This is a genomic window from Citrobacter sp. Cf116, assembly GCF_030336505.1.
In the GTDB taxonomy this organism is placed as follows: Bacteria; Pseudomonadota; Gammaproteobacteria; order Enterobacterales; family Enterobacteriaceae; genus Citrobacter; species Citrobacter freundii.
In genome coordinates, this window is sequence record NZ_JAOWEQ010000024.1 from 317054 (window position 1) to 344015 (window position 26962).

20 protein-coding genes are annotated in these 26962 nt (G+C 53.4%); 14 read left to right on the forward strand and 6 right to left on the reverse strand.

What is annotated here, in order from left to right:
• Positions 1 to 148 precede the first annotated feature (148 nt).
• Positions 149 to 1033 carry a hypothetical protein gene (locus tag OGV74_RS02730; RefSeq protein ID WP_003846191.1) on the reverse strand — a complete coding sequence of 295 codons (885 nt, stop codon included), beginning with the start codon at positions 1031 to 1033 and terminating at the stop codon, positions 149 to 151.
• A gap of 46 nt (positions 1034 to 1079) precedes the next feature.
• On the reverse strand, positions 1080 to 1568 hold the full coding sequence (gene yhhY, locus OGV74_RS02735) for an N-acetyltransferase (RefSeq protein ID WP_003023469.1): 489 nt from the start codon (positions 1566 to 1568) through the stop codon (positions 1080 to 1082).
• Between the two features lie 416 nt (positions 1569 to 1984).
• Between yhhY and OGV74_RS02740 the strand changes: the two genes are divergently transcribed.
• From OGV74_RS02740 to gntU, 5 genes are all read left to right on the forward strand, one after another.
• Positions 1985 to 3022, forward strand: a complete 1038-nt coding sequence (locus OGV74_RS02740) for an oxidoreductase (RefSeq protein ID WP_003837856.1) — start codon at positions 1985 to 1987, stop codon at positions 3020 to 3022.
• Positions 3023 to 3145: 123 nt separating this feature from the next.
• Positions 3146 to 3841 carry a quercetin 2,3-dioxygenase gene (gene yhhW, locus OGV74_RS02745; RefSeq protein ID WP_003023472.1) on the forward strand — a complete coding sequence of 232 codons (696 nt, stop codon included), beginning with the start codon at positions 3146 to 3148 and terminating at the stop codon, positions 3839 to 3841.
• Between the two features lie 129 nt (positions 3842 to 3970).
• Entirely contained in the window at positions 3971 to 4966 is a 996-nt protein-coding gene (gene gntR, locus OGV74_RS02750; RefSeq protein ID WP_003023473.1) for a gluconate operon transcriptional repressor GntR, read from the forward strand.
• 141 nt (positions 4967 to 5107) lie between these two features.
• On the forward strand, positions 5108 to 5638 hold the full coding sequence (gene gntK / locus OGV74_RS02755) for a gluconokinase (protein ID WP_032950417.1): 531 nt from the start codon (positions 5108 to 5110) through the stop codon (positions 5636 to 5638).
• Complete coding sequence (gntU, locus tag OGV74_RS02760) at positions 5638 to 6978, forward strand: gluconate transporter (protein WP_003023477.1); 1341 nt, start codon at positions 5638 to 5640, stop codon at positions 6976 to 6978. The genes gntK and gntU overlap by 1 nt, the downstream gene beginning before the upstream one ends.
• Before the next feature lie 95 nt (positions 6979 to 7073).
• Here gntU and OGV74_RS02765 read toward each other — a convergent pair whose 3' ends face one another.
• Complete coding sequence (locus tag OGV74_RS02765) at positions 7074 to 7520, reverse strand: lipoate--protein ligase family protein (RefSeq protein ID WP_003846194.1); 447 nt, start codon at positions 7518 to 7520, stop codon at positions 7074 to 7076.
• Between the two features lie 755 nt (positions 7521 to 8275).
• On the reverse strand, positions 8276 to 8869 hold the full coding sequence (gene yhgN / locus OGV74_RS02770; RefSeq protein ID WP_003023480.1) for an NAAT family transporter YhgN: 594 nt from the start codon (positions 8867 to 8869) through the stop codon (positions 8276 to 8278).
• Positions 8870 to 9060: 191 nt separating this feature from the next.
• On the opposite strand from yhgN, the gene asd reads away from it, so the two are divergent.
• The 6 genes from asd to glgP all read left to right on the forward strand — a co-directional run bounded on the left by asd (position 9061) and on the right by glgP (position 19810).
• Positions 9061 to 10167, forward strand: a complete 1107-nt coding sequence (gene asd / locus OGV74_RS02775; RefSeq protein WP_003837862.1) for an aspartate-semialdehyde dehydrogenase — start codon at positions 9061 to 9063, stop codon at positions 10165 to 10167.
• Positions 10168 to 10440: 273 nt separating this feature from the next.
• Positions 10441 to 12627 (forward strand): 1,4-alpha-glucan branching enzyme, encoded by a 2187-nt coding sequence (gene glgB / locus OGV74_RS02780; RefSeq protein WP_048218788.1) that lies wholly within the window; start codon positions 10441 to 10443, stop codon positions 12625 to 12627.
• Positions 12624 to 14600: a glycogen debranching protein GlgX gene (gene glgX / locus OGV74_RS02785; RefSeq protein ID WP_286520265.1), complete on the forward strand. Its 1977-nt coding sequence runs from the start codon at positions 12624 to 12626 to the stop codon at positions 14598 to 14600. Before glgB ends, glgX begins: the two co-directional genes overlap by 4 nt.
• 14 nt (positions 14601 to 14614) lie before the next feature.
• Complete coding sequence (gene glgC, locus OGV74_RS02790) at positions 14615 to 15910, forward strand: glucose-1-phosphate adenylyltransferase (protein ID WP_003023489.1); 1296 nt, start codon at positions 14615 to 14617, stop codon at positions 15908 to 15910.
• Positions 15910 to 17343 (forward strand): glycogen synthase GlgA, encoded by a 1434-nt coding sequence (glgA, locus tag OGV74_RS02795; RefSeq protein WP_003023490.1) that lies wholly within the window; start codon positions 15910 to 15912, stop codon positions 17341 to 17343. Before glgC ends, glgA begins: the two co-directional genes overlap by 1 nt.
• A 19-nt stretch (positions 17344 to 17362) precedes the next feature.
• On the forward strand, positions 17363 to 19810 hold the full coding sequence (gene glgP / locus OGV74_RS02800; RefSeq protein ID WP_003023492.1) for a glycogen phosphorylase: 2448 nt from the start codon (positions 17363 to 17365) through the stop codon (positions 19808 to 19810).
• 90 nt (positions 19811 to 19900) lie between these two features.
• Here glgP and glpD read toward each other — a convergent pair whose 3' ends face one another.
• Positions 19901 to 21409, reverse strand: coding sequence for a glycerol-3-phosphate dehydrogenase (gene glpD / locus OGV74_RS02805; protein WP_003023494.1), 1509 nt, complete (start codon positions 21407 to 21409; stop codon positions 19901 to 19903).
• 198 nt (positions 21410 to 21607) lie between these two features.
• Here glpD and glpE point away from each other — a divergent pair, with 198 nt between their 5' ends.
• The 3 genes from glpE (at position 21608) to OGV74_RS02820 (ending at position 23789) form a co-directional block, all read left to right on the forward strand.
• Complete coding sequence (gene glpE / locus OGV74_RS02810) at positions 21608 to 21934, forward strand: thiosulfate sulfurtransferase GlpE (RefSeq protein WP_003023495.1); 327 nt, start codon at positions 21608 to 21610, stop codon at positions 21932 to 21934.
• Positions 21935 to 22104: 170 nt separating this feature from the next.
• Positions 22105 to 22935 carry a rhomboid family intramembrane serine protease GlpG gene (gene glpG, locus OGV74_RS02815; protein ID WP_003023496.1) on the forward strand — a complete coding sequence of 277 codons (831 nt, stop codon included), beginning with the start codon at positions 22105 to 22107 and terminating at the stop codon, positions 22933 to 22935.
• Positions 22936 to 23030: 95 nt separating this feature from the next.
• Entirely contained in the window at positions 23031 to 23789 is a 759-nt protein-coding gene (locus OGV74_RS02820; protein WP_003023499.1) for a DeoR/GlpR family transcriptional regulator, read from the forward strand.
• A 41-nt stretch (positions 23790 to 23830) separates the two neighbouring features.
• Here the strand turns inward: OGV74_RS02820 and malT are convergent, their stop codons facing one another.
• Positions 23831 to 26536: an HTH-type transcriptional regulator MalT gene (gene malT, locus OGV74_RS02825; protein ID WP_003837876.1), complete on the reverse strand. Its 2706-nt coding sequence runs from the start codon at positions 26534 to 26536 to the stop codon at positions 23831 to 23833.
• Positions 26537 to 26962: the final 426 nt, after the last annotated feature.

Consider the following 26962-nt stretch of genomic DNA (forward strand, 5'->3'; position numbering starts at 1 on the left):
TGTTGAGGATAATCTGAATATAAATAATGTGTGGGGCAAGTGTTTGTATATTTAATAGCTGTGAATTATTAATTGAATATGTGTTGATGTTTTTTATTCCATATTGATGGCCTGCATCGTTCTGAACGTTGCAGGTCTTATTAGTTCCTTAAGGAACATACTGTTGCAGTGATTCAGACCAGTGAAATATTTGGCTGCTTTTATCCTGCAGGTTCACGACCTCTAAATCATAAAATCCCTGCGTCTTTGCCGACCGCAATTTCAGGATGTACTTACTCTCGCTGATGTCGTGCTGCCTTGTGCCGTCTTTATTCCAGTCTCCGGCGATATCCGAATAGTAATAAACAAGGTCAGAAAACACGTTGATTATCTTGCTGTCTTTGATGGTGTAGAGTTCCAGCACTTCATAAAATGCCCCACCGCCGGAGTAGGCATCGGAGTAGCCACCGCGCACCCCGAACGCCAGAGTATCGGGAGCGATCCGGTACGGTGCCAGATCCAATTTTGTATAATAAGCCAGCGGTCTGACGGACTCATCATCGCTCTCTTTCTCGGCAGCTTTATTCCACGCTGAGATCTGGTTTAATGGTTTTTCCGAGCGGGCAATCGGCTGCAGCTGTTGGTTCTGCCAGGAGAAAACGCCGAGATATAATTTATTGGCGCGTCCGTTGTTGTAGTTTTCCGGACAGGTGTTATCCGCGTACTTTTTTGCCTGCCCGGCATCGGCCTGATTGTCAGCAAAACAGGCGACGCCAATGTATTTCCCGTCTTTTCCCCAGGCTTTGGCGCCAGTGAGGATCAGATTATTAGGATTTTCGTTCGGCGCAACCCAGCCAATCCACTGGTTCTCTGATAATCCCTGTGGAAGTTCACCAAATCCTTTCGCAGGTGTTGCCCCTGCCATTTGCTCAGCAAAAATCTGTTTACCTTCAGTATGTTGAATAACGCCGGGTACGGCATCGAGATTTTGTACGGTAGTGGCAAAAGCTGGGGAGAGCGAGGCCAGTAAAACCAGGGGAACAAACTTTTTCACTATTGCGTCCTTTCAATAAACAGGGCGATAAGACTCGCCCTTAAATTTATTTCACGCGTGCCATAAAATACGCATCCACGTACTCGCCGTTGCGCAGGCCGTATTTCTTACCTGTCCCTTCGATCTCAAAGCCATGCTTTTTATAGACCGCAACAGCAGGTTCGTTATCAACAAACACCGTTAACTCGATACGGTCGACGCGCAGCCAGTTGTCGCACATGTCGATCATCGTACGGAGAAGCGCGCTGGCAACGCCGCGATTCTGCCAGCGAGCATCAACGCAGATACCAAAATCGGCGACATGGCTGCGGCGGGGGCGCTGCGCGACCTCAATACAGAGATGTCCGACGACGATATCATCAATGCACGCGACCAGTTGTTTGATTCCGACCCGTTCGGTTAGTCGCTCTTGCCACATCTCCATGGAAGGATGAGGAACCTGTAGCGTGTTGTGATACACCTCTGGCTGGGCATGGATCTGACGAATTGCGTCGTAATCTTTCGGTTCAGCGTGGCGTATCACTATCTCACTCATTCCTTATCTCCTTCAGGGTTAATTGAGTCTTTACCCTCGCTGAGAAAGAAAATTCCGTCAACTGCATTTTTTTGCAAAAAGAAGTAGACAAGTGCGAATGAGAATGATTATTATTGCTCTGCGTTCAGGGGAACCCCTACGGAGAACCTGAAAGCACGACATTGCTCACATTGCTTCCAGTATTACTTTAGCCAGCTTTTGCTGGCTTTTTTTTTGGGGTTTTGTTTCAGCCTGGCTTACTTGTCATTTTGTCCCCGGGATGATGCCGGATGGCGTTTGCGCTTATCCGGCCTACGGCTGAGACCTGGGTTTTGTAGGCCGGATAAGGCAACGCCGCATCCGGCAAAGAATCCAACATTCAGTCTCCAGCCGCTTTGCGCTATGGTGTAGATAATCATCTTCAAAAGGACTGTCTCATGACCTTACACTGCGCATTTATTGGTTTTGGTAAAAGTACCACTCGCTACCATTTGCCGTACGTCCTCAACCGCAAAAATAGCTGGCATGTCGCGCACATTTTCCGCCGTAACGCCAGGCCGGAAGAGCAGGCGCCGCAGTATTCACATATTCACTTCACCAGCGACCTCGACGAGATCTTAAACGATCCGCAGGTGAAGTTAGTGATCGTTTGTACCCATGCTGACAGCCATTTTGACTACGCCAAACGTGCGCTGGAGGCGGGTAAAAACGTGCTGGTTGAGAAACCGTTCACGCCGACGCTGGCAGAAGCAAAAGTGCTGTTCGAACTGGCGCAAAGCAAAGGGCTGACCGTTACGCCGTATCAGAATCGCCGTTTTGACTCCTGCTTTCTCACTGCTAAAAAAGCGATTGAGAGCGGCAAACTCGGCGAAATTGTTGAGGTTGAAAGCCATTTCGATTACTACCGTCCCGAGGCGGAAACTAAGCCGGGATTGCCACAGGATGGCGCATTTTATGGCCTGGGCGTACACACCATGGATCAGATTATCTCGCTGTTCGGACGCCCCGATCATGTGGCCTATGACATCCGCAGCCTGCGTAATAAAGCGAACCCGGACGATACCTTTGAAGCACAGCTGTTTTACGGCGACCTGAAAGCCATTGTTAAAACCAGTCATCTGGTGAAAATCGACTATCCGAAGTTTATCGTCCATGGCACCAAAGGCTCGTTTGTGAAGTACGGCATCGACCAGCAGGAAACCAGTCTGAAGGCCAATATCATGCCGGGTGAGCCAGGTTTCGCTGCTGATGATTCCATCGGAATGCTGGAGTATGTCAACGATGACGGCATCACAGTAAAAGAAGAGGTGAAGCCGGAGGTGGGGGATTACGGTCGCGTCTATGATGCGCTGTACCAGACGCTGACCGCCGGTACGCCTAATTACGTCAAGGAATCTGAAGTTCTAACCAACCTGGAGATCCTCGAACGCGCCTTCGAACAGGCATCTCCGGCGACGATAACCCTCGCTAAATAGCGTTAATCAACTCCTCTGGGCTTGTTCATATTTTTTGAACAGAGGAGTCAATTTTCACCCTCTATGATCCCAGGCGGATTGAGTCCACACTTACTCCATCGAAAACATCTGGGGGTGAACACAATGATCTATTTACGCAAAGCTAACGACCGCGGTCATGCGAATCATGGCTGGCTCGATTCCTGGCATACCTTCTCTTTTGCCAACTACTATGACCCGAACTTTATGGGGTTCTCGGCACTGCGCGTGATTAACGATGACGTGATTGACGCAGGCCAGGGCTTTGGCACTCACCCCCATAAAGACATGGAAATCCTGACCTACGTGCTGGAAGGCGCAGTAGAACATCAGGACAGCATGGGCAACAAAGAGCAGGTTCCTGCCGGTGAGTTCCAGATTATGAGCGCCGGGACGGGGATCCGTCACTCGGAGTACAACCCGAGCAATACTGAGAAGCTGCATCTGTATCAGATCTGGATCATGCCGCAGGAAAACGGTATTACGCCGCGCTATGAACAGCGCCGTTTCGATGCCGCTCAGGGTAAACAACTGGTGCTGTCGCCTGATGCCCGCGATGGCTCGCTGAAAGTGTACCAGGATATGGAGCTGTACCGTTGGGCGTTGGTCAAAGATGAGCAGTCGGTGCATCAGATTGCCGCTGAACGTCGCGTCTGGATCCAGGTCGTAAAAGGCAACGTCACCATTAACGGAACCAAAGCGACCACCAGCGATGGTCTGGCAATCTGGGATGAACAGGCAATTTCGATTCATGCCGACAGCGACAGCGAAGTGTTACTGTTTGACCTGCCGCCTGTATAACGTGCTGGAACCTGATGTAGGCCGGATAAGACGCGAAAGCGTCTACATCCGGCTTTTCATCGTTTGTCATTAATTCCATGCGTCCGTGGTAAACTGGGGGAATCTATCCCTTTTTAACGCTTCAGGACGATGAAAAAGAAAAGACCCGTACTTCAGGATGTAGCCGACCGCGTGGGCGTGACCAAAATGACGGTCAGTCGCTTTTTGCGTAACCCGGAGCAGGTCTCCGTGGCGCTGCGGGGCAAAATTGCCGCTGCACTTGATGAGCTGGGTTATATTCCCAATCGCGCTCCTGATATCCTTTCTAACGCCACCAGCCGCGCTATCGGCGTGTTGTTACCGTCTCTCACAAACCAGGTTTTTGCTGAAGTGTTACGCGGCATTGAGGCCGTCACCGACGCCCATGGTTATCAAACTATGCTCGCGCACTACGGCTATAAGCCCGAAATGGAACAAGAGCGTCTGGAATCGATGCTGTCGTGGAATATCGACGGCCTGATCCTCACCGAACGTAGCCATACGCCTCGTACGCTGAAAATGATTGAGGTCGCCGGTATCCCGGTGGTTGAGCTGATGGACAGCCAGTCCCCGTGTCTGGATATCGCCGTCGGTTTCGACAACTTTGAAGCCGCGCGCCAGATGACTGCCGCTATCATCGCCCGCGGGCACCGTCATGTTGCCTATCTTGGCGCACGTCTTGATGAACGTACTATCATCAAACAGAGGGGCTACGAGCAGGCAATGCGCGATGCCAACCTGGTGCCGTACAGCGTGATGGTGGAACAGTCTTCTTCCTACTCCTCCGGTATTGAACTCATCCGTCAGGCGCGACGCGAATACCCGCAGCTCGACGGCATTTTCTGTACCAACGATGACCTGGCGGTAGGGGCGGCCTTCGAATGCCAGCGTTTAGGGCTAAAAATCCCGGATGACATGGCGATTGCCGGATTCCACGGTCACGACATCGGACAGGTGATGGAGCCGCGTCTGGCGAGCGTGCTCACGCCGCGTGAACGCATGGGCAGCATTGGCGCTGAACGCCTGCTGGCGCGCATCCGTGGTGAAGCAGTCACACCTAAAATGTTAGATTTAGGTTTCACCTTGTCACCGGGCGGATCTATTTAAGCCAACAAGTTTGAAGTAGCTCACACTTATACACTTCGAGCACGAATGGATATTGCTTCTCTATTTATCCGGCTGGACAATGTTACCGATAACAGTTACCCGTAACAATTTCCAGATTCTTGTACCAGTGGGGGCAACGCTTTGAGCACGACTAATCATGATCACCACGTTTACGTTCTGATGGGCGTATCGGGCAGCGGTAAATCTGCTGTCGCCAGCGAAGTGGCGCATCAACTACAGGCCGCGTTTCTTGATGGCGATTTTCTCCATCCGCGCAGCAACATCATGAAAATGGCTTCCGGTGAGCCACTCAACGATGATGACCGTAAACCGTGGTTACAGGCGCTGAACGACGCCGCCTTTGCGATGCAGCGTACCAACAAGGTTTCGCTGATCGTCTGTTCCGCTCTGAAAAAAGTCTATCGCGACCAGCTACGCGAAGGTAACCCGAACCTCTCTTTCATCTATCTGAAAGGGGATTTTGACGTTATCGAAAGCCGTCTGAAAGCGCGTAAAGGCCACTTCTTCAAAACGCAGATGCTGGTGACCCAGTTTGAAGCGCTGGAAGAACCAGGTGCGAATGAAAACGATGTACTGGTGGTCGATATCGATCAACCACTGGACGGTGTGGTCGCCAGCACCATTAAGGTTATTAACCAGGGCAGTAAGTAGTGAGTACATTAACGCTTGTTTTAACAGCAGTAGGGTCCGTTTTATTACTGCTGTTTTTAGTGATGAAGGCGCGTATGCACGCCTTCCTTGCTTTGATGGTGGTGTCTATTGGTGCAGGTCTCTTTTCCGGTATGCCGCTCGATAAAATCGCCGCGACTATGGAAAAAGGGATGGGAGGCACGCTCGGTTTCCTGGCGATTGTTGTGGCGTTGGGGGCGATGTTCGGCAAGATTTTGCATGAGACCGGCGCAGTCGATCAAATTGCCGTCAAAATGCTGAAATCCTTCGGCCACAGCCGCGCACATTACGCGATTGGCCTGGCCGGTCTGATTTGCGCGCTACCGCTGTTCTTTGAGGTGGCGATTGTGCTGCTGATTAGCGTAGCGTTCTCGATGGCGCGTCACACCGGTACCAACCTGGTTAAATTAGTCATTCCGTTGTTTGCAGGCGTAGCGGCGGCTGCGGCGTTTTTACTGCCGGGGCCAGCGCCGATGTTGCTGGCTTCGCAGATGCACGCTGACTTTGGCTGGATGATCCTGATTGGCCTGTGTGCCGCTATTCCGGGCATGATTATCGCCGGGCCGCTGTGGGGTAATTTCATCAGCCGTTACGTTGAGCTGAACATTCCTGATGACATTACCGAGCCGCATCTGGGCGAAGGTAAAATGCCGTCCTTCGGCTTTAGCTTGTCGCTGATCCTGCTGCCGCTGGTATTGGTTGGTCTGAAAACCATCGCCGCGCGCTTTGTGCCGGTTGGTTCTTCAACTTACGAATGGTTTGAGTTTATCGGCCACCCGTTTACCGCGATTCTGGTTGCCTGTCTGGTGGCGATTTACGGTCTGGCGATTCGCCAGGGTATGCCAAAAGACAAAGTGATGGAGATCTGCGGTCATGCGCTGCAACCGGCGGGGATTATCCTGCTGGTGATTGGTGCAGGTGGCGTGTTTAAACAAGTGCTGGTTGATTCCGGCGTCGGTCCGGCGCTGGGCGAAGCGTTAACCGGAATGGGTCTGCCGATTGCCATTACCTGCTTCGTGCTGGCGGCAGCGGTGCGTATCATTCAGGGTTCTGCGACCGTGGCGTGCTTAACGGCGGTCGGTCTGGTAATGCCGGTGATTGAACAGCTAAACTTCTCCGGCGCACAGATGGCGGCACTGTCTATTTGTATCGCAGGCGGCTCGATCGTGGTCAGCCACGTTAACGACGCCGGTTTCTGGTTGTTCGGTAAATTTACCGGTGCAACGGAAGCACAAACGTTGAAGACCTGGACGATGATGGAAACCATCCTCGGTACGGTCGGCGCAATTGTCGGTATGATTGCCTTCCAGCTGTTGAGCTGAGTCTTGTTGCCCGGTGGCGCTTGCGCTTACCGGGCCTGGAAATGAGCACACATCCACATCGTAGGCCGGGTAAGCGCAAGCGTCACCCGGCTTTTTTACAGCACCATCACACCATCCTCGGTTTTCAACCAACGCGGCGCTTTCAGAGTGTCGGCGAAATACCCCACCAAATCCTGCAACAAATCACCCGCTACTCGCTCCATATCATCAGAAAGCGTTTTGCTCATCAGCAAATGCGTCAAAAGCTGGCAGTAACGCCCCATCTGGTCGGGCTCAGGCTCGAAAAGGGGAAAACGGGTCGGTAAGGTTTCTACCGTCAGGCTGGCCTGTAGATGCTGCGGTACAGGCTCCGTTAAGGTCGGTTGCAATAATGCGAGACAGGCCGACAAACGTGCACAAATCGCCAGTTTTTCAACCGGGTCATGGCATTCAACCAGTCCTTCGACAAAACGCTCGCAGTTATCCGCCAGTTCGGTGAAATCCGTGGCATGGCTAAAGGGCAGGGTAAATAAAGAGTGTGAAAAGAGAGGGGTAGTCGCCATAGGGCTGCCTCCAGTATGTTTTATTTAAACCACCACCGGAGAGGCTAATCTCGCGGGTGGCAGAATCGAGCGGAGTTAGCCTTACCGGTCATACTGGATACCGGCGCGTCTTGCGACGCCCCCGCTCGACCCGCCATTGAGACGAAATCGGTCGCACGACATAGAAGTATATGTCGCCAGTATGATTTTCAGAAGGCTAATTCTGGCACCTGATTTTGCAGGTGCAGCGAGAAGATAAGGCTTATCCACAATGCTGACAAGAGGGCATTCCGGAAGGCGCCTCGCAGAAATGAAAATACGTTATATCAGCGACTTAAAAGCATAAGGAATACCTGAAATTACAGCGCAATGCCGTTCAGTTAAGCATGTAGGGTGAACATGTGATTATTGCTCAGGTTTCCGTTCACCTCAGTGGTGTCATTTCTCTGAAGCGCTGATACCCGTGAACGTGCAAGGGAGGCTCACCGCCGCCTCCCTTGCAACCCAGGCTCCCGGCGGGAAAATCGTCGCTGCGCGATGTATTCGTCTTATGCCGTCTGCCTGTCGGGTCGGGGCCGAGCCTGCATCCATGCAGGCCGTCCCCTCTGCCCGCATCCCTGCGGGCAGCCCCGGTCAACCGTCAACGCCTCATCGATTTTCAGCCGGACCGGTGTCATCGCTTCAACGCTCTGACTTCCAGTTAAATTTGTTTTGCTGTCATAACGTGAACGGAACCGTTCTCCGGGTAACATGTCATCCGGTTCAAAAAGGAGAAATTACCCCTTCATCCACATCCGTACGCCGTCGAGGAACATCTGGGTGGCCATCATCACCAGAATCAGCCCCATCAGGCGCTCCAGCGCGTTCACCCCTTTTTCCCCCAGCAGACGCAAAAACAGCGACGACTGCAACAGAATCACAAACGTACCGCCCCAGGCGATCAGCAGCGCAATCACCAGATGCCCCATCTGGTTTGGGTATTGATGCGACAACAGCATTAATGAAGCCAGGATTGTCGGACCGGCTACCAGCGGGATCGCCAGCGGCACGATAAACGGCTCTTCACCCGCCGGAAGCCCGGTGCTATTCCCGGTGGCGCTGGGGAAAATCATCTTAATGGCGATCAGGAACAAAATGATGCCCCCGGAGATAGAAACGGTTTCCGCGCGCAGGTTAAGAAATGCCAGAATTTTCTCGCCCGCAAACAGGAATATCAGCATCACCAACAGCGCAATGAACAGCTCGCGAATCATAATCGCGCGGCGGCGTTTTGGTTCGGTATGTTTCAATACGGACATGAAAATGGGCAGATTTCCGAGTGGATCCATAATCAGGATCAATAAAACTGCCGCTGAAATGATTTCATTCATAACTCAAATTCCCTGATAATTACCACGGACTTTCTGCTTGCTTGCGCAGCGGGATAAGTCGCATTACTGATGGCTTCGCTATCATTGATTAATTTCACTTGCGACTTTGGCTGCATTTTGTATGGTGAAGGATATGCCACCAGGACACTGGCATACATACACAGCACACATCTCTGCAGGAAAAAAACGCTATGAAAAATGTTGGTTTTATCGGCTGGCGCGGTATGGTCGGCTCTGTTCTCATGCAACGCATGGTTGAGGAGCGTGACTTCGACGCCATTCGCCCTGTTTTCTTTTCTACTTCCCAGCTCGGGCAGGCGGCACCGACATTCGGTGGAACCGCGACCGGCACGCTTCAGGACGCTTTTGATCTGGATGCGCTGAAGGCGCTCGATATCATCGTGACCTGTCAGGGCGGCGATTATACCAACGAAATCTATCCAAAGCTTCGTGAAAGCGGTTGGCAGGGTTACTGGATTGACGCGGCCTCTTCGCTGCGTATGAAAGACGACGCCATCATTATTCTCGATCCGGTTAACCAGGATGTCATCACCGATGGCCTGAATAAAGGTATTAAGACCTTTGTCGGCGGTAACTGTACCGTTAGCCTGATGCTGATGTCCCTTGGTGGCCTGTTTGCCAATGACCTGGTCGACTGGGTCTCCGTGGCGACCTATCAGGCGGCTTCCGGCGGCGGCGCGCGTCATATGCGCGAGCTGTTGTCTCAGATGGGTCATCTGTATGGCCATGTGGCCGAGGAGCTGGCGACCCCTTCCTCTGCTATTCTCGACATCGAACGTAAAGTGACGACCCTGTCCCGTAGCGGTGAACTGCCGGTTGATAACTTTGGCGTACCGCTGGCCGGTAGCCTGATTCCGTGGATCGACAAACAGCTCGATAACGGTCAGAGCCGTGAAGAGTGGAAGGGACAGGCGGAAACCAACAAAATTCTCAACACGTCTTCCGTGATCCCGGTTGATGGTCTGTGCGTGCGCGTCGGCGCGCTGCGCTGCCACAGCCAGGCGTTCACCATAAAACTGAAAAAAGATGTGTCTATTCCGACCGTGGAAGAACTGCTGGCGGCGCACAACCCGTGGGCGAAAGTAGTACCAAACGATCGTGAAATCACCATGCGTGAGTTAACCCCGGCGGCCGTTACAGGCACGTTGACCACGCCAGTAGGTCGTCTGCGTAAGCTGAATATGGGACCGGAGTTCCTGTCAGCCTTTACCGTAGGTGACCAGCTGCTTTGGGGTGCTGCGGAGCCATTGCGCCGCATGTTACGTCAACTGGCGTAATGGTTTGTTAATGATCAAAGGGTGCTGAGTCACCCTTTTTTTTGCGTAATACAGGAGTAAGCGCAGATGTTTCATTTTTTACCAGGAGTAAGATAAAGCATTGGCTATTCTTTAAGGGTGACTTAGTACCGGAGGTATTAAGTTGTTGCCTGAAGGTGGGACGACGCAGAGAGGATGCACAATTGTGCTGCGCCGTTCAGGTCAAAAAAAGTGTCGCTACCTGATGTCGAAAATCAGTTGGAAGGGGTGACACCATAAAACAGGATGACAACCATGTCCGTTCGTATCGATAGAGACGTGATTAATGCGCTAATTGCAGGCCATTTTGCGGATCCTTTTTCCGTACTCGGTATGCACCAAACTGACGCTGGACTTGAAGTCCGCGCCCTATTACCTGACGCCACCGAAGTGTGGGTGATCGAACCCAAAACCGGACGCAAAGTCGGCAAGCTGGATTGCCTCGACTCTCGTGGTTTTTTCTGTGCAGTACTTCCCCGCCGTAAAAATTTCTTTCGCTATCAGTTGGCCGTTGTCTGGCATGGACAGCAGAATCTGATTGATGACCCTTATCGTTTTGGCCCATTGATCCAGGATATGGATGCCTGGCTGCTATCTGAAGGTACGCACCTGCGACCTTACGAAACGCTGGGTGCGCATGCGGATACCATGGATGGTGTAACCGGCACGCGCTTCTCTGTCTGGGCACCTAACGCTCAACGCGTGTCAGTGGTTGGGCAGTTCAACTACTGGGATGGCCGTCGCCACCCGATGCGCCTGCGCAAAGAAAGCGGTATCTGGGAGCTGTTTATCCCCGGTGCGCAGCATGGTCAGCTGTATAAATATGAGATGATCGATGCCAACGGTAAGCTGCGAATCAAAGCGGACCCTTACGCCTTTGAAGCGCAAATGCGCCCGGAAACCGCGTCGCTTATCTGTGGTCTGCCGGAAAAAGTGGTGCAAAGCGAGGAGCGTAAAAAAGCCAACCAGTTTGATGCGCCAATCTCTATCTATGAAGTGCACCTGGGGTCATGGCGTCGTCATACCGATAACAACTTCTGGCTGAGCTACCGCGAGCTGGCGGATCAGCTGGTGCCTTACGCCAAGTGGATGGGCTTTACCCACCTTGAACTGTTGCCGATTAACGAGCATCCGTTCGACGGTAGCTGGGGTTACCAACCTACCGGCATGTATGCGCCGACCCGTCGATTTGGTACGCGCGATGACTTCCGCTATTTTGTGAATGCCGCGCATCAGGCGGGGCTGAACGTCATTCTTGACTGGGTGCCGGGCCATTTCCCGTCGGACGATTTTGGTCTGGCAGAGTTTGATGGCACTAATCTGTATGAGCACAGCGACCCGCGAGAAGGGTATCACCAGGACTGGAACACGCTGATCTACAACTATGGCCGCCGTGAAGTCAGCAACTATCTGGTGGGCAACGCCCTGTACTGGATTGAGCGCTTTGGTATCGACGCGCTGCGCGTGGATGCCGTGGCATCGATGATTTATCGCGACTACAGCCGTAAAGAAGGGGAATGGGTCCCGAACGAATTTGGTGGTCGTGAAAACCTCGAAGCCATTGAGTTTTTACGCAATACCAACCGTATTCTTGGCGAACAGGTGCCTGGTGCGGTGAGCATGGCGGAAGAGTCCACTGACTTTGCCGGCGTTTCAAGACCGCAGGACATGGGCGGTTTAGGGTTCTGGTATAAGTGGAACCTCGGCTGGATGCACGACACACTGGACTACATGAAACTGGATCCGGTTTATCGCCAACATCACCACGATAAGCTGACCTTCGGCATGCTGTACAACTACACCGAGAACTTTGTCCTGCCGTTGTCGCACGATGAAGTGGTGCACGGCAAGAAATCGATTCTCGACCGCATGCCGGGCGATGCGTGGCAGAAGTTTGCCAACCTGCGCGCCTACTACGGCTGGATGTGGGCCTTCCCCGGTAAGAAACTGCTGTTTATGGGCAACGAGTTTGCGCAGGGACGTGAATGGAACCATGACGCCAGCCTCGACTGGCACCTGCTGGAAGGCGGTGATAACTGGCATCACGGCGTACAGCGTCTGGTGCGCGATCTGAACCTCACCTATCGTCATCACAAAGCGCTGCACGAGCTCGACTTTGACGCCTATGGCTTTGAGTGGCTGGTGGTGGATGACAAAGAACGTTCGGTGCTGGCTTTCGTGCGTCGTGACAAGGTCGGCAATGAAATCATCGTTATCAGCAACTTTACGCCAGTGCCGCGCCATGGCTATCGCTTCGGTATTAACCAGCCGGGGAAATGGCGTGAGATCCTCAATACCGATTCGATGCATTACCACGGCAGCAATACTGGCAACGGCGGTGCGGTGCACAGTGATGAAATCGCCAGTCATGGTCGTCAGCATTCACTGAGCCTCACGTTACCGCCGTTGGCAACGATCTGGCTGGTTCGGGAGGGGGAATGACGCAACTGGCAACCGGCAACGCCACCCCCCATGGTGCAACGTATGACGGCCATGGCGTTAATTTTACTCTCTTCTCAGCCCACGCTGAACGCGTTGAATTATGCGTATTTGACGAGGACGGTTGCGAACTCCGCTACGACCTGCCGGGGCGTAGCGGCGATGTCTGGCACGGCTATCTGGCCAACGCCCGGCCCGGTCTGCGCTATGGCTATCGCGTCCATGGCCCATGGCAACCGCAGCAGGGCCACCGGTTTAACCCAGCCAAGCTGCTGCTCGACCCTTGCGCCCGTCGGGTCGAGGGCGAGTTAAAAGATAACCCGCTGCTGCACGGCGGGCTAAATGAACCGGATCACCATGATAATGCCACCATCGCGCTGAAGGGCGTGGTGGTGTCCGACCATTATGACTGGGAGGATGATGCCCCGCCGCGCACGCCGTGGGGCAATACCGTGATTTACGAAGCGCATGTCAAAGGGTTGACGTATTTGCATCCTGACCTGCCGGAAGAGATTCGCGGAACCTACAAAGCGCTGGGTCATCCGGTGATGATCGACTATTTCAAGCGTCTCGGCATTACCGCGCTGGAGCTGCTGCCGGTGGCGCATTTTGCCAGCGAACCGCGACTTCAGCGGCTGGGCCTGTCGAACTACTGGGGCTACAACCCGGTGGCCATGTTCGCGCTGCATCCGGCCTATGCCTGTTCGCCGGAGAGTGCGCTTGATGAGTTTCGCGACGCGGTAAAAGCGCTGCACAAAGCGGGGATTGAGGTCATTCTCGATATCGTTTTGAACCACAGCGCCGAGCTGGATCTCGAAGGGCCTGTCTTCTCGCTGCGCGGAATTGATAACCGTAGCTATTATTGGATCAGGGACGATGGTGATTACTACAACTGGACCGGTTGTGGGAACACCCTCAATTTGAGCCATCCCGGCGTTGTGGAATACGCATGTGAATGCCTGCGCTATTGGGTTGAAACCTGCCATGTAGATGGTTTTCGTTTTGATTTGGCTTCCGTCATGGGGCGTACACCTGCGTTTCGTCAGGATGCGCCGCTGTTTACCGCGATCCAAACCTGTCCGCTGCTCTCACGCGTGAAGCTGATTGCGGAACCGTGGGATATTGGTGAAGGCGGGTATCAGGTGGGGAATTTCCCCCCTCCGTTTGCCGAGTGGAATGACCATTTCCGCGATGCGACGCGACGCTTTTGGCTCCAGCGTAATCTCTCGTTGGGCGAGTTTGCCGGGCGTTTTGCCGCATCCAGCGATGTGTTTAAACGCCAGGGCCGCAAACCCAGCGCCACGGTCAATCTGGTGACTGCGCACGACGGTTTTACGCTACGCGACTGTGTGTGCTTCACAAATAAGCACAATGAAGCGAATGGTGAGGAAAATCGCGACGGCACTAGCAATAACTACAGCGACAATCATGGTAAAGAAGGATTAGGCGGCACGCTGGACCTGATTGAGCGGCGGCGCGACAGCATTCATGCGCTGTTAACCACGCTGTTGCTCTCCCAGGGGACGCCGATGTTGCTGGCGGGCGATGAGCATGGTCATAGCCAGCACGGCAACAATAACGCTTACTGTCAGGATAACGCCTTAACGTGGCTGGACTGGCAGCAGGCAAACAGTGGGCTAACCACATTTACCGCCGCGCTGATTCATCTGCGCCGGCAAATCCCTGAATTAACAGGGGATTGTTGGTGGGAAGAGGGCGATGGCAAGGTTCGTTGGCTGAATAAGTACGCACAACCCTTAAGTGCGGATGAGTGGCAAAACGGCCCGAGGCAGATGCAAATCCAGCTTTCAGACCGTTTTCTGATTGCAATAAACGCCACGCTTGAGGTGACAGATATCGTTTTACCTGAAGGGGAATGGCATGCCATTCCCCCATTTGCCGGAGAGGATAATCCGGTGCTTACGGCTGTCTGGCAGGGACCTGCGCACGGACTGTGTGTGTTCCAGAGAAGATAAAAAAGGAGTTAGTCATGGTGAGTTTAGAGAAGAACGATCGTGTAATGTTGGCGCGCCAGCTGCCATTAAAATCTGTTGCCCTGATCCTGGCCGGTGGCCGCGGTACCCGCTTAAAAGATTTGACCAACAAACGTGCCAAACCTGCTGTGCACTTTGGCGGTAAGTTCCGCATTATCGATTTTGCCTTATCCAACTGTATTAACTCCGGGATCCGCCGTATCGGCGTGATCACTCAGTACCAGTCCCACACGCTGGTGCAGCATATTCAGCGCGGCTGGTCGTTCTTTAGCGAAGAGATGAACGAGTTTGTCGATTTGCTGCCTGCCCAGCAGAGAATGCAGGGTGAAAACTGGTATCGCGGAACGGCGGATGCGGTGACCCAAAACCTGGACATCATTCGACGCTATAAAGCGGAATACGTGGTGATCCTCGCGGGCGATCATATTTATAAGCAGGACTACTCACGCATGCTGATCGACCACGTCGAGAAGGGCGCGCGTTGCACCGTGGCCTGTATGCCAGTGCCTATTGAAGAGGCCAGCGCGTTTGGCGTGATGGACGTGGACGACACCGATAAAATTATCGAGTTCGTTGAAAAACCCGCCAACCCGCCAGCGATGCCAGGCGACCCGACCAAATCTCTTGCCAGTATGGGGATCTACATTTTCAACGCCGATTATCTGTATGAACTGCTGGCGGAAGATGATCTCGATGAAAAATCCAGTCACGATTTTGGCAAAGACATTATCCCGAAAATCACCGAAGCTGGCATGGCATATGCGCATCCATTCCCGTTGTCCTGCGTGCAGTCTGACCCGGAATCCGAACCGTACTGGCGCGATGTGGGGACGCTGGAAGCCTACTGGAAGGCGAACCTTGATCTGGCTTCGGTGACGCCTGAACTGGATATGTACGACCAGGACTGGCCAATCCGAACGCACATGGAATCGCTGCCACCGGCGAAATTTGTGCAGGACCGTTCCGGTAGCCACGGAATGACGCTGAACTCGCTGGTTTCTGGCGGATGCATAATTTCAGGTTCGGTGGTGGTGCAGTCGGTTCTGTTCCCGCGAGTGCGGGTGAATTCATTCTGTAACATTGATTCGGCAGTGTTGTTACCTGAAGTGTGGGTGGGACGTTCGTGCCGCTTACGTCGTTGCATTATCGACCGCGCCTGCGTTATTCCTGAAGGCATGGTGATAGGTGAAAACGCGGAAGAAGATGCGCGTCGTTTCTACCGTTCAGAGGAAGGCATTGTGCTGGTCACGCGTGAAATGCTGCGCAAACTGCAGATCAAACAGGAGCGATAATGCAGGTTTTACACGTTTGTTCAGAGATGTTCCCCCTGTTAAAAACCGGGGGACTGGCGGATGTTATTGGGGCGTTACCTGCCGCGCAAATTGCGGACGGCGTGGATGCCCGCGTGTTGCTCCCGGCGTTTCCTGATATTCGTCGCGGCATTCCCGATGCACAGGTCGTGACGCGTCGCGATACCTTCGCTGGACGTATCACGCTGCTTTTCGGGCATTTCAACGGTGTGGGTATTTACCTGATTGACGCGCCGCATCTCTACGACCGTCCCGGTAGCCCGTATCACGACACCAACCTGTTTGCGTATACCGATAACGTCCTGCGTTTTGCGTTGCTTGGCTGGGCCGGATGTGAAATGGCCTGCGGCCTTGACCCATTCTGGCGCCCGGATGTGGTGCATGCGCACGACTGGCATGCCGGTCTGGCCCCGGCGTATCTGGCGGCGCGCGGCCATCCGGCGAAATCGGTGTTCACCGTACACAACCTGGCGTATCAAGGCATGTTTTATGCAAAGCATATGGATGACATCCAATTGCCATGGTCGTTCTTTAATGTGCACGGGCTGGAGTTTAACGGCCAGATTTCGTTCCTGAAGGCAGGATTGTACTACGCAGACCACATTACGGCGGTGAGTCCAACTTACGCGCGGGAGATTACCGAACCGCAGTTTGCCTATGGTATGGAAGGTCTGTTGCAGCAGCGTCATCGGGAAGGACGGCTTTCCGGCGTGCTGAACGGTGTGGATGAAAAAATCTGGAGCCCGGAAACCGACCTGCTGCTGGCGTCGCGCTATACGCGTGACACGCTGGAAGAAAAGGCGGAGAACAAACGGCAGCTACAGATCGCGATGGGACTTAAGGTTAACGATAAAGTGCCGCTGTTTGCCGTAGTCAGTCGCCTGACCAGTCAGAAAGGGTTGGATCTGGTGCTGGAGGCTCTGCCGGGTCTGTTAGAGCAGGGGGGGCAACTGGCGTTGCTCGGCGCGGGCGATCCGGTATTGCAGGAAGGTTTCCTCGCCGCGGCGGCGGAACATCCGGGTCAGGTGGGCGTGCAGATTGGCTATCACGAAGCCTTCTCGCACCGCATCATGGGTGGGGCCGATGTGATATTGGTTCCCAGCCGTTTTGAGCCATGTGGCTTAACGCAATTGTATGGACTGAAGTACGGCACGCTGCCGCTGGTGCGGCGCACCGGTGGGCTGGCTGATACGGTCTCTGACAGTTCGCTGGAAAACCTGGCGGACGGTATCGCCAGTGGGTTTGTATTTGAAGATAGTAATGCCTGGTCGCTACTACGTGCGATCCGGCGTGCTTTCGTATTGTGGTCCCGGCCTTCGCTGTGGCGGTTTGTACAACGCCAGGCCATGACCATGGATTTTAGCTGGCAAGTCGCGGCGAAGTCATACCGTGAGCTTTACTATCGCTTGAAATAGTTATCCAGGAATCACCTATATGAATGCTCCATTTACTTATGCATCGCCCACACTCAGCGTAGAGGCACTTAAGCATTCTATCGCCTACAAGCTGATGTTCACGATTGGTAAGGACCCGGTCATTGCCAATAAACATGAGTGGCTGAACGCCACATTGTTCGCGGTGCGCGATCGTCTCGTGGAGCGCTGGCTGCGTTCTAACCGTGCGCAATTGTCACAGGAAACTCGACAGGTTTATTACCTGTCTATGGAGTTTTTGATTGGCCGCACGCTTTCCAATGCACTGTTATCGTTGGGTATTTATGACGATGTCAAAAATGCGCTGGAAGGTATGGGGTTGGATCTTGAAGATCTGATCGATGAAGAAAACGACCCAGGCCTAGGCAACGGTGGCCTCGGGCGCCTGGCGGCCTGCTTCCTGGACTCACTGGCAACGCTGGGACTGCCGGGACGCGGCTACGGTATTCGCTATGACTACGGCATGTTCAAGCAAAACATTGTTGATGGCCGACAGAAAGAGTCGCCGGACTACTGGCTGGAATACGGTAACCCATGGGAGTTCAAACGCCACAATACGCGCTACAAAGTGCGCTTTGGCGGGCGTATACAGCAGGAAGGCAAGAAAACGCGCTGGATAGAAACCGAAGAGATCCTCGCGGTTGCCTACGACCAGATTATCCCCGGTTACGACACCGATGCCACCAACACGCTGCGCCTGTGGAATGCCCAGGCCAGTAGCGAGATCAACCTCGGTAAATTTAACCAGGGCGACTACTTTGCGGCGGTGGAAGATAAAAACCACTCCGAGAACGTCTCCCGCGTGCTCTATCCGGATGACTCCACCTATTCAGGACGCGAGCTGCGCTTGCGCCAGGAGTATTTCCTGGTCTCCTCCACGGTGCAGGACATTCTGAATCGTCATTATCAACTGCACAAAACCTACGATAATCTGGCGGATAAAATCGCCATTCACCTCAACGACACCCATCCGGTGCTGTCGATCCCTGAGCTGATGCGTCTGTTGATTGATGAGCACAAGTTCAGTTGGGATGATGCGTTTGAAGTGTGCTGTCAGGTTTTCTCGTATACCAACCACACTTTGATGAGCGAAGCGCTGGAGACCTGGCCGGTGGATATGCTGGGCAAAATTCTGCCGCGCCATCTGCAAATCATTTTTGAGATTAACGACTACTTCCTGAAAACGCTGCAGGAGCAGTATCCGAACGATACCGGTCTGCTGGGGCGGACGTCGATTATCGATGAATCTAATGGTCGTCGTGTGCGTATGGCATGGCTGGCGGTCGTGGTGAGCCACAAGGTTAATGGTGTGTCTGAACTGCACTCCAACCTGATGGTGCAGTCGCTATTTGCTGACTTTGCGAAGATCTTCCCGACCCGCTTCTGCAACGTTACCAACGGCGTAACGCCGCGTCGCTGGCTGGCGCTGGCTAACCCGCCGCTCTCCGAGGTACTGGATGAGAATATTGGCCGCACCTGGCGTACCGATCTCAGCCAGTTGAGCGAGCTTGAACAGCACTGTGATTTCCCGTTGGTGAACCAGGCGGTACGCCGGGCGAAGCTGGAGAACAAAAAACGTCTGGCCACGCTCATTGCCCAGCAGCTTAACGTGGTAGTGAATCCGAAATCGCTGTTTGACGTACAGATCAAGCGTATTCACGAATACAAACGTCAGCTGATGAACGTGCTGCATGTGATCACCCGCTACAACCGCATTAAGGCCGATCCTGACGCCGAGTGGGTGCCGCGTGTGAATATCTTCGCCGGTAAAGCAGCTTCGGCCTATTACATGGCGAAGCACATCATTCATCTGATCAACGATGTCGCGAAAGTGATCAATAACGATCCGCAAATTGGCGACAAACTGAAAGTGGTGTTTATCCCCAATTACAGCGTCAGCCTGGCGCAGGTGATAATTCCTGCTGCCGACCTGTCTGAGCAGATTTCACTGGCCGGGACCGAAGCCTCCGGGACAAGTAACATGAAATTTGCGCTGAATGGCGCGTTGACCATCGGTACGCTGGATGGTGCCAACGTCGAGATGCTGGAACATGTGGGCGCAGAAAATATCTTTATCTTTGGTAATACGGCGGAAGAGGTTGAAGCCTTGCGTAGTCAGGGCTATAAGCCGCGTGAATATTACGAGAAAGACGAGGAGTTGCACCAGGTGCTGACGCAGATCGGCAGCGGCGTATTCAGCCCGGAGGAGCCGGGACGCTATCGCGACCTGGTGGACTCATTGATCAACTTTGGCGACCACTATCAGGTGCTGGCGGATTATCGCAGTTACGTTGATTGTCAGGATAAGGTTGATGAACTGTATCGTCACCCGGAAGAGTGGACTACCAAGTCGATGATTAATATCGCCAACATGGGTTACTTCTCATCGGACAGGACGATCAAAGAGTACGCCGAAAACATCTGGCATATTGATTCGGTGCGGTTGTAAAACACGAGGCCGGGGGCGCTTCGCTTGCCCGGCCTACGTTTATGCACTTTTGTAGGCCGGATAAGGCGTCGCCGCCATCCGGCATTTTTATCAGGACGCCAGCGACAGCTGGTGCTTCTCAATGTATTCTGCCAGCCACTGGGTCATGCGCGACTGCTGCTCAGCGTTCAGCCACATACCTTCTTTCGTGCGACGCCACAACGCATCTTCTGCACGACGAACCCATTCGTGATCGACCAGATATTTCAGCTCGGCTTCATAAAACTCATGGCCAAAGTCTTCACCTAACTCGGCAAGCGAGGTGGCTTCGCCGATGACCCATTCGGTGTTGCTGCCGTAGGTGCGAGAATAATGGCGCGCCAGCGACTCGGTCAGGAACGGGTAGCGACGGCGCAGTTTGGCCGCGTAGTCTTCGCGATCGCCGCCAATGTCACCGCCGGGCAGAATGCACTCTTTGGTCCACGCCGGGCCGATGCCCTGATAGTACGACGCCAGTTTTTCCATCGCATGTTCAGCCAGCTTACGATAGGTCGTCAGCTTACCGCCAAAGACCGACAGCAGCGGCGCTTTGCCGTTTTCGTCGTGGATATCCAGCGTGTAATCACGGGTGATCGCCTGCGGTGAGTCAGACTCGTCATCGCACAGCGGACGCACGCCCGAGTAAGTCCAGACGATATCATCACGGCCCAGCTGCTTCTTAAAGTGCGCGTTGTAAACCTTCAGCAGGTAATTGATCTCGCTTTCATCAATTTTCACCGCTTTCGGATCGCCTTTGTATTCAACGTCTGTCGTCCCGATGATCGAGAATTCGTCCATCCATGGGATGACAAACACAATGCGTTTATCTTCGTTTTGCAGAATATAAGCCTGCTTCTGGGTATGTACACGCGGCACCACGATGTGGCTGCCTTTAATCAGGCGAATACCGTACGGTGATGGCAGGTGCATACCGTCGTCAAAGAACTCTTTCACCCACGGACCGGTGGCGTTGACTAGGCCACGCGCCTGCCAGGTGTGTTTTTTGCCGGTATCGATATCTTCAGCTTCAACAATCCACAAACCGTTTTCACGGCGAGCAGAGGTGGCGCGAGTGCGGGTTAATACTTCTCCGCCTTTGCGTACGACCATTTGGGCGTTTGCCAAAACCAGTCGTGCATCGTCTACCCAGCAGTCAGAATATTCGAAACCGCGCACAATCTCAGGTTTCATTACGGAATCTGCGCCAAAACGCAAACCGGTAGAACTTGGCAAACTGGTGCGTTTGCCCAGATGATCGTACATAAACAAACCAATGCGGATCATCCACGCCGGACGCAGGTGCGGGCGGTGGGGCAGACGAAAGCGCATCGGGAAGGCGATGTGTGGTGCCATTTTCAACAGCACTTCACGTTCGGCCAGCGCTTCGCTCACCAGACGAAATTCGTAGTGTTCCAGGTAGCGCAGGCCACCGTGGATGAGTTTGGAGCTAGCGGAAGAGGTGGCGCAGGCTAAATCCTGCGCTTCCAGCATCAGCACGGATAAACCGCGTCCAGCGGCATCTGCCGCGATACCGGCACCGTTGATGCCTCCACCTATCACAATCAGATCTTTGGTTTCCATGCTGGCCTCTCGCACTTTCGTTATAGCTCATTAATGTTCGTTATCGAGCATAATAGCAAAGAATCGCGCCATTGGTAACATCGGATAAACAATTTACAGTGATACATATAACATTATGGCGTTTAACTGCCGTCGGGACGTACACTAAGCAGTAACATGTCCGAAAAGCGTCACCTGCCATATAAAGAAGAGAGAGCAATGGATCAGTTTGAATGTATTAATGTCGAAGAAGCGCATCAGAAGCTGCATCAGGGGGCGGCGGTGTTAGTGGATATTCGCGACCCGCAAAGCTATGCAATGGGCCATGCCCCACAGGCATTTCATTTGACGAACGACACGCTGGGATCATTTATGCGCGAGCATGATTTCGACACCGCCGTGTTGGTGATGTGTTATCACGGCAACAGCAGTAAAGGCGCGGCGCAATATCTTCTGCAGCAGGGCTATGACGCGGTTTACAGCGTTGACGGCGGCTTCGATGCCTGGCATCGACATTTTCCGGCAGAAGTGGCATACGGTTCGTAAGGCTATACCCAAATTAATTCGAGTTGCATCGCGACGGCGACGCAGCGAATCTCCGGGAGCGTACGAACAGTACGTGACTGGAGTGAGCGAGGAAAGCCAACAAAGATGCAGCTCGAAGTAAGAAGGGTATATATACTGTCCTCTTTTGTGTGGATGAAGCGACAGCAACCATGTTGATGATTACCTCTTTTGCTAACCCCCGCGTGGCGCAGGCATTCGTTGATTATATGGCGACACAGGGCGTTATCCTGACGATTCAACAACATCAGCAAACGGATGTCTGGCTGGCGGATGAGTCCCAGGCTCAGCGCGTGCACGCTGAACTGGTGCGGTTTCTGGAAAATCCGGGCGATCCGCGCTACCTCGCGGCAAGCTGGCAGTCGGGTCAGACCGACAGCGGTCTGCGCTACCAACGTTATCCGTTCCTGGCCACATTGCGCGAACGCGCAGGTCCGGTAACCTGGTTGGTGATGGCCGCGTGTGTGCTGGTGTTTATCGCGATGAACGTGCTGGGCGATCAGGCTGTGATGCTCTGGCTGGCATGGCCGTTTGACCCTTCGCTGAAATTTGAATTCTGGCGTTATTTCACCCACGCTTTTATGCACTTCTCGCTGATGCATATTCTGTTCAACCTGCTGTGGTGGTGGTATCTCGGCGGTGCGGTTGAAAAGCGTCTGGGCAGTGGAAAACTGATTGTTATTACCGTGATCAGCGCCCTGTTGAGCGGCTATGTTCAGCAGAAATTTAGCGGCCCGTGGTTTGGTGGATTGTCTGGCGTGGTATATGCGCTGATGGGCTACGTGTGGTTGCGCGGCGAGCGCGATCCGCAGAGCGGTATTTTCCTGCAGCGTGGTTTGATTATCTTTGCCTTGATCTGGATTGTTGCCGGTTGGTTTGATCTATTCGGCATGTCGATGGCGAATGGCGCTCATATCGCCGGGTTGGCCGTGGGTTTGGCAATGGCGTTTGCCGATACTATAAATGTACGAAAACGAACTTGATTCAAGTTTTGTGGTGCCGGAAGGCGGTGTGCGTTTGGACCAATTTGTAGGCCGGATAAGCGTCAGCGCATCCGGCAAAATTTCAGGGAACAATAATGAAGCAAACACAACGACATGACGCGATCATCGAGCTGGTAAAAAAACAGGGATACGTCAGTACTGAAGAGCTGGTGGAGCATTTCTCCGTCAGCCCGCAGACGATTCGCCGCGATCTTAACGATCTGGCCGATCAGAACATGATTTTGCGCCATCACGGCGGCGCGGCGTTGCCATCCAGCTCGGTTAACACCCCGTGGCATGACCGTAAAGCAACGCAGACGGCGGAAAAAGAACGCATTGCCCGCAAAGTTGCCACGCAGATCCCGAACGGTTCTACGCTGTTTATTGATATCGGAACCACGCCGGAAGCGGTGGCTCACGCGCTGCTCAATCACAGCAATTTACGCATTGTGACCAACAACCTCAATGTGGCGAATACGCTGATGGCGAAAGAGGATTTTCGCATAATCCTCGCCGGTGGTGAACTGCGTAGCCGCGACGGCGGTATTATGGGCGAAGCGACCCTCGACTTTATTTCTCAGTTCCGTCTGGACTTCGGCATCTTAGGCATCAGCGGTATCGACAGCGATGGTTCGCTGCTGGAATTTGATTATCACGAAGTTCGCACCAAACGCGCGATCATTGAGAATTCACGTCATGTGATGCTGGTGGTGGACCACTCGAAGTTTGGGCGTAACGCGATGGTGAATATGGGCAGCATCAGCATGGTGGATGCGGTGTATACCGATACGCTGCCGCCTGCTGGTGTGATGCAGGTGATTGCTGACCATCATATTCAGTTAGAGCTGTGCTAAGGTAATTCCAGGCCTGATAAGCGTCGCGTATCAGGCATTAACTAAACGCCGTATCCCATCATTTTCAGCAGCTTCTGCGCATGTTGCACCGCATCCTGGCGGTGTGCGACGCCGAGCTTTTGGTACAAATTGCGGATGTGCGTCTTGATGGTCGTTGCCGCGACGGCCAGCTCTGCGGCGATCTGCTCGTTGCTGTAGCCCGAATAAATCAGTCCCAGAACCTGCCATTCGCGCTGGGTCAGCGGGCTGGTGCGGATAAGCTCTGGTACTTCCGGGTGAGTCAGCAGACGCTCAACGAACCCTTCATCAAAGTGGGCGAATTTATGGCGATGGTGCTGGTTAATTTCACGCAAAATGCGCTGGGCGCGGTGCTGATCGAGTTCCGGTAAGGTATTGAGCTGAATCAGCTGACGCAGTTGTTGCGCCATGGCCTCGCCTTCGATAACAAAGTGGCTGATAAACCCGGTGCGGTTCGCCAGCTGTAGGGCCTCGAGTAACACACGCTGGGCGTCATTTTTGCGCCCTGCCTGCCAGTAGAGCTGATTAAGCAGCAGCAGGTTACGGTTCAGATCGCTCATCAGGCGCAGATTGCGCGCATTTTCATTCAACTCTTCCAGCACAATTTCAGCCGGTTCAAACTCACCCAACAGGATTTGCGCGCGAGCGATGTTGCGCCACTGGCTTTGCAGGAAGTGGTTATTGGCGAATTCTGGTTTCGGCGTGTGGCGCAGCCAGTTGGCGGCAGAGTTTTTGTCGCTCACCATTTGCCAGTAAATCACCCGCACCTTATCGGCGTTGGAGATCCAGTCGCTGTGATAGTGACCGTTGCCCAGCAGGTTTTCCAGACGGTTGAGCAGGCTGCGAGCGTTATCAAGATCGCCCCGCGCAAGTGAACACTGAACCAGCAGCGCCAGACACTGTAGCTGTTGCTGCGGCTGGAAAGTGGAAAGCAGTTCAATACCGCTACGGGCAGAGGCTTCTGATTCGTCCAGACGCGCCCATGCCCACAGTAGCTGCGCACGAATGCGCACCAGGAACTCGTGCATCGGCAGCTGTTCCAGGTGCTGCTCTTTGATCAGTTGGAACGCTTTTTCCTGAGTCTCCCAGGCGGCCTGTAAAAAGCCTTGGGCAAACAAAATTTCGCTTTGCTGGATAAGGCTCCACAGTGCGTAATGCCAGACGTCATGATGACGTGCCATTTGCTCGGTTTGCTGCATTAACGCCAGAGAGCGCGTGAGATCGCCCTTACAGTGCAGGACTTCGCCGTGCACCGAGGTGGCGACGATACGACTATAGAACCAGGCGATGGGTAATTCATCCAGCGCCAGTTTTGCCAGACGTTCGGCTTCGTCAGGGTTGCCATCGTTAATCGCTACCTGCGCCCGTAAAGCGTTGAATTCGGCGTGCAGCGTTGGCTCCATGTCGCCTTTTATTTCCTGCTCTGCGCGCGCCAGCAGGGTGTTAACCTCTCCGTAGCGGTGCTGGCTCTGCATCAGCCATGCCTGTAGCAGAACCAGACGCGGATTTTCCAGCAGGCTTTCCCACGGCAGGGCTTTCAGCGACTCTTCCAGTAACGTCAGCTCGCTGTGGTTAAACAGTCCCCACGCATGATTAAGCAGGATATCGCGCAGCATATGGGCGTCACCGGCCGCCAGCGCGTGGTGGATAGCTTCGCTGGGGAAGCCTTGCGCCATCCAGCTTTCGGCGGCGGCGCGGTGTATTTCGGGCAATTCGTTCGCCAACTCCCATTGGCAGCGCTGGCGTAAAAAGCTGCCAAACAGCGGGTGATAGCTGAACCACTCGCCAACGTCATCCATCCGCTGCAGGAATAACCCCTGGCGCTCAATTTCTTCCAGCCGCATCTGGCCATTTTCTTCCCCGGTAACGCGGACGATCAGCGCATCGTTCATGGAACGCAGAATGGCGCTTTTCAGCAGGAAGTGACGGGTGCCGAGGTCGACGCTGTCCAGCACTTCATCAACCAGATAATCGGACAAATGGCTGGCGTTGATCCCCGCGAGACGGCGTGCGGACTGGTGCGCAGAATGGTTGTTCTGGCGGGCGGAGAGGGCGATCAGCTGTAACGCTGTGGCCCAGCCAGCAACGTCATCGCACATCCGGCTGCTTTCTGCCGCTTCAATGGGAGAGGACAAACGTCGGTCGAAAAATTGTTTGGCTTCCTGATGGTTAAAGGCCAGCTGTTGGCTGCCTATTTCCAGCAGTTGATCGCGCACCCGCAGATTGGCAATACCCAACTGCGGCAGGTTGCGCGACAGTACGACCAGCGTGAGGTTTTCAGGCTGGTGACGCAGGAAGAAACGCATCGCTTCGTGAATAGCCGGATTGGAGATCAGATGATAATCATCCACCACCAGGTAGAGCGGACGGTGCCACTCGGCCAGTTCGATAAATAGCTGGGCAAACAGTGACGTCAGACTGGCGTACTGGCGCTTTTGCACCATCGCTTCGCTGGTGGTGCAATGTCCACCCGTTGCCTGTTGGATGGCGGCGATCAGATAGCTGGCAAAGCGCTCTTGTTGATTATCGCCTTCATCCAGAGAGTACCAACCTAAGTCGTTCTTCCCCGCCGCCCATTGTGAAACCAGCGTTGTTTTTCCATAACCAGCAGGACTTGTTATCAGGGCAAGCCTGAAATTGTTCACGCCGGAAAGTTTAGCCAACAGGCGCTCACGAACCACCGTATGGTCGAGTCGAACCGGACGACTTAATTTAGACGGAATCAACATAAGTTAGTCACTTCACTGTGTGAAAATAGGGAAGAATGATTTTTTTTGCGCTTCGTAATTAATAGATATAAGGTCGGCCAGATTGGTGTTTTATGCAAGCTAAGCGGACTTTTTGTGTGTCTGATTTTGCACTATGTCACAAATCTATACATCTATTGCAATAATTGTTTTAAAGAGTCGCAACAGGCGTGGCGACTGGATCCGTTGTAATTTTTAATGTGTCGAAAAATCCCTCTGTTTTTATATGGTTACTCAGGCGACTAATCAAAATCGACGAATTTTGTGGCCGACTTAAAATTTTTATGTGAATTATCTTACCCGGCATAGATATTTCAGGTTAGAAACTATTTCTCTATTTACATTTTGTTTCTCATCGTCACTCCATTATTTGAGATTGTCGATTAATCCTTTGTTATTAATGCGTCA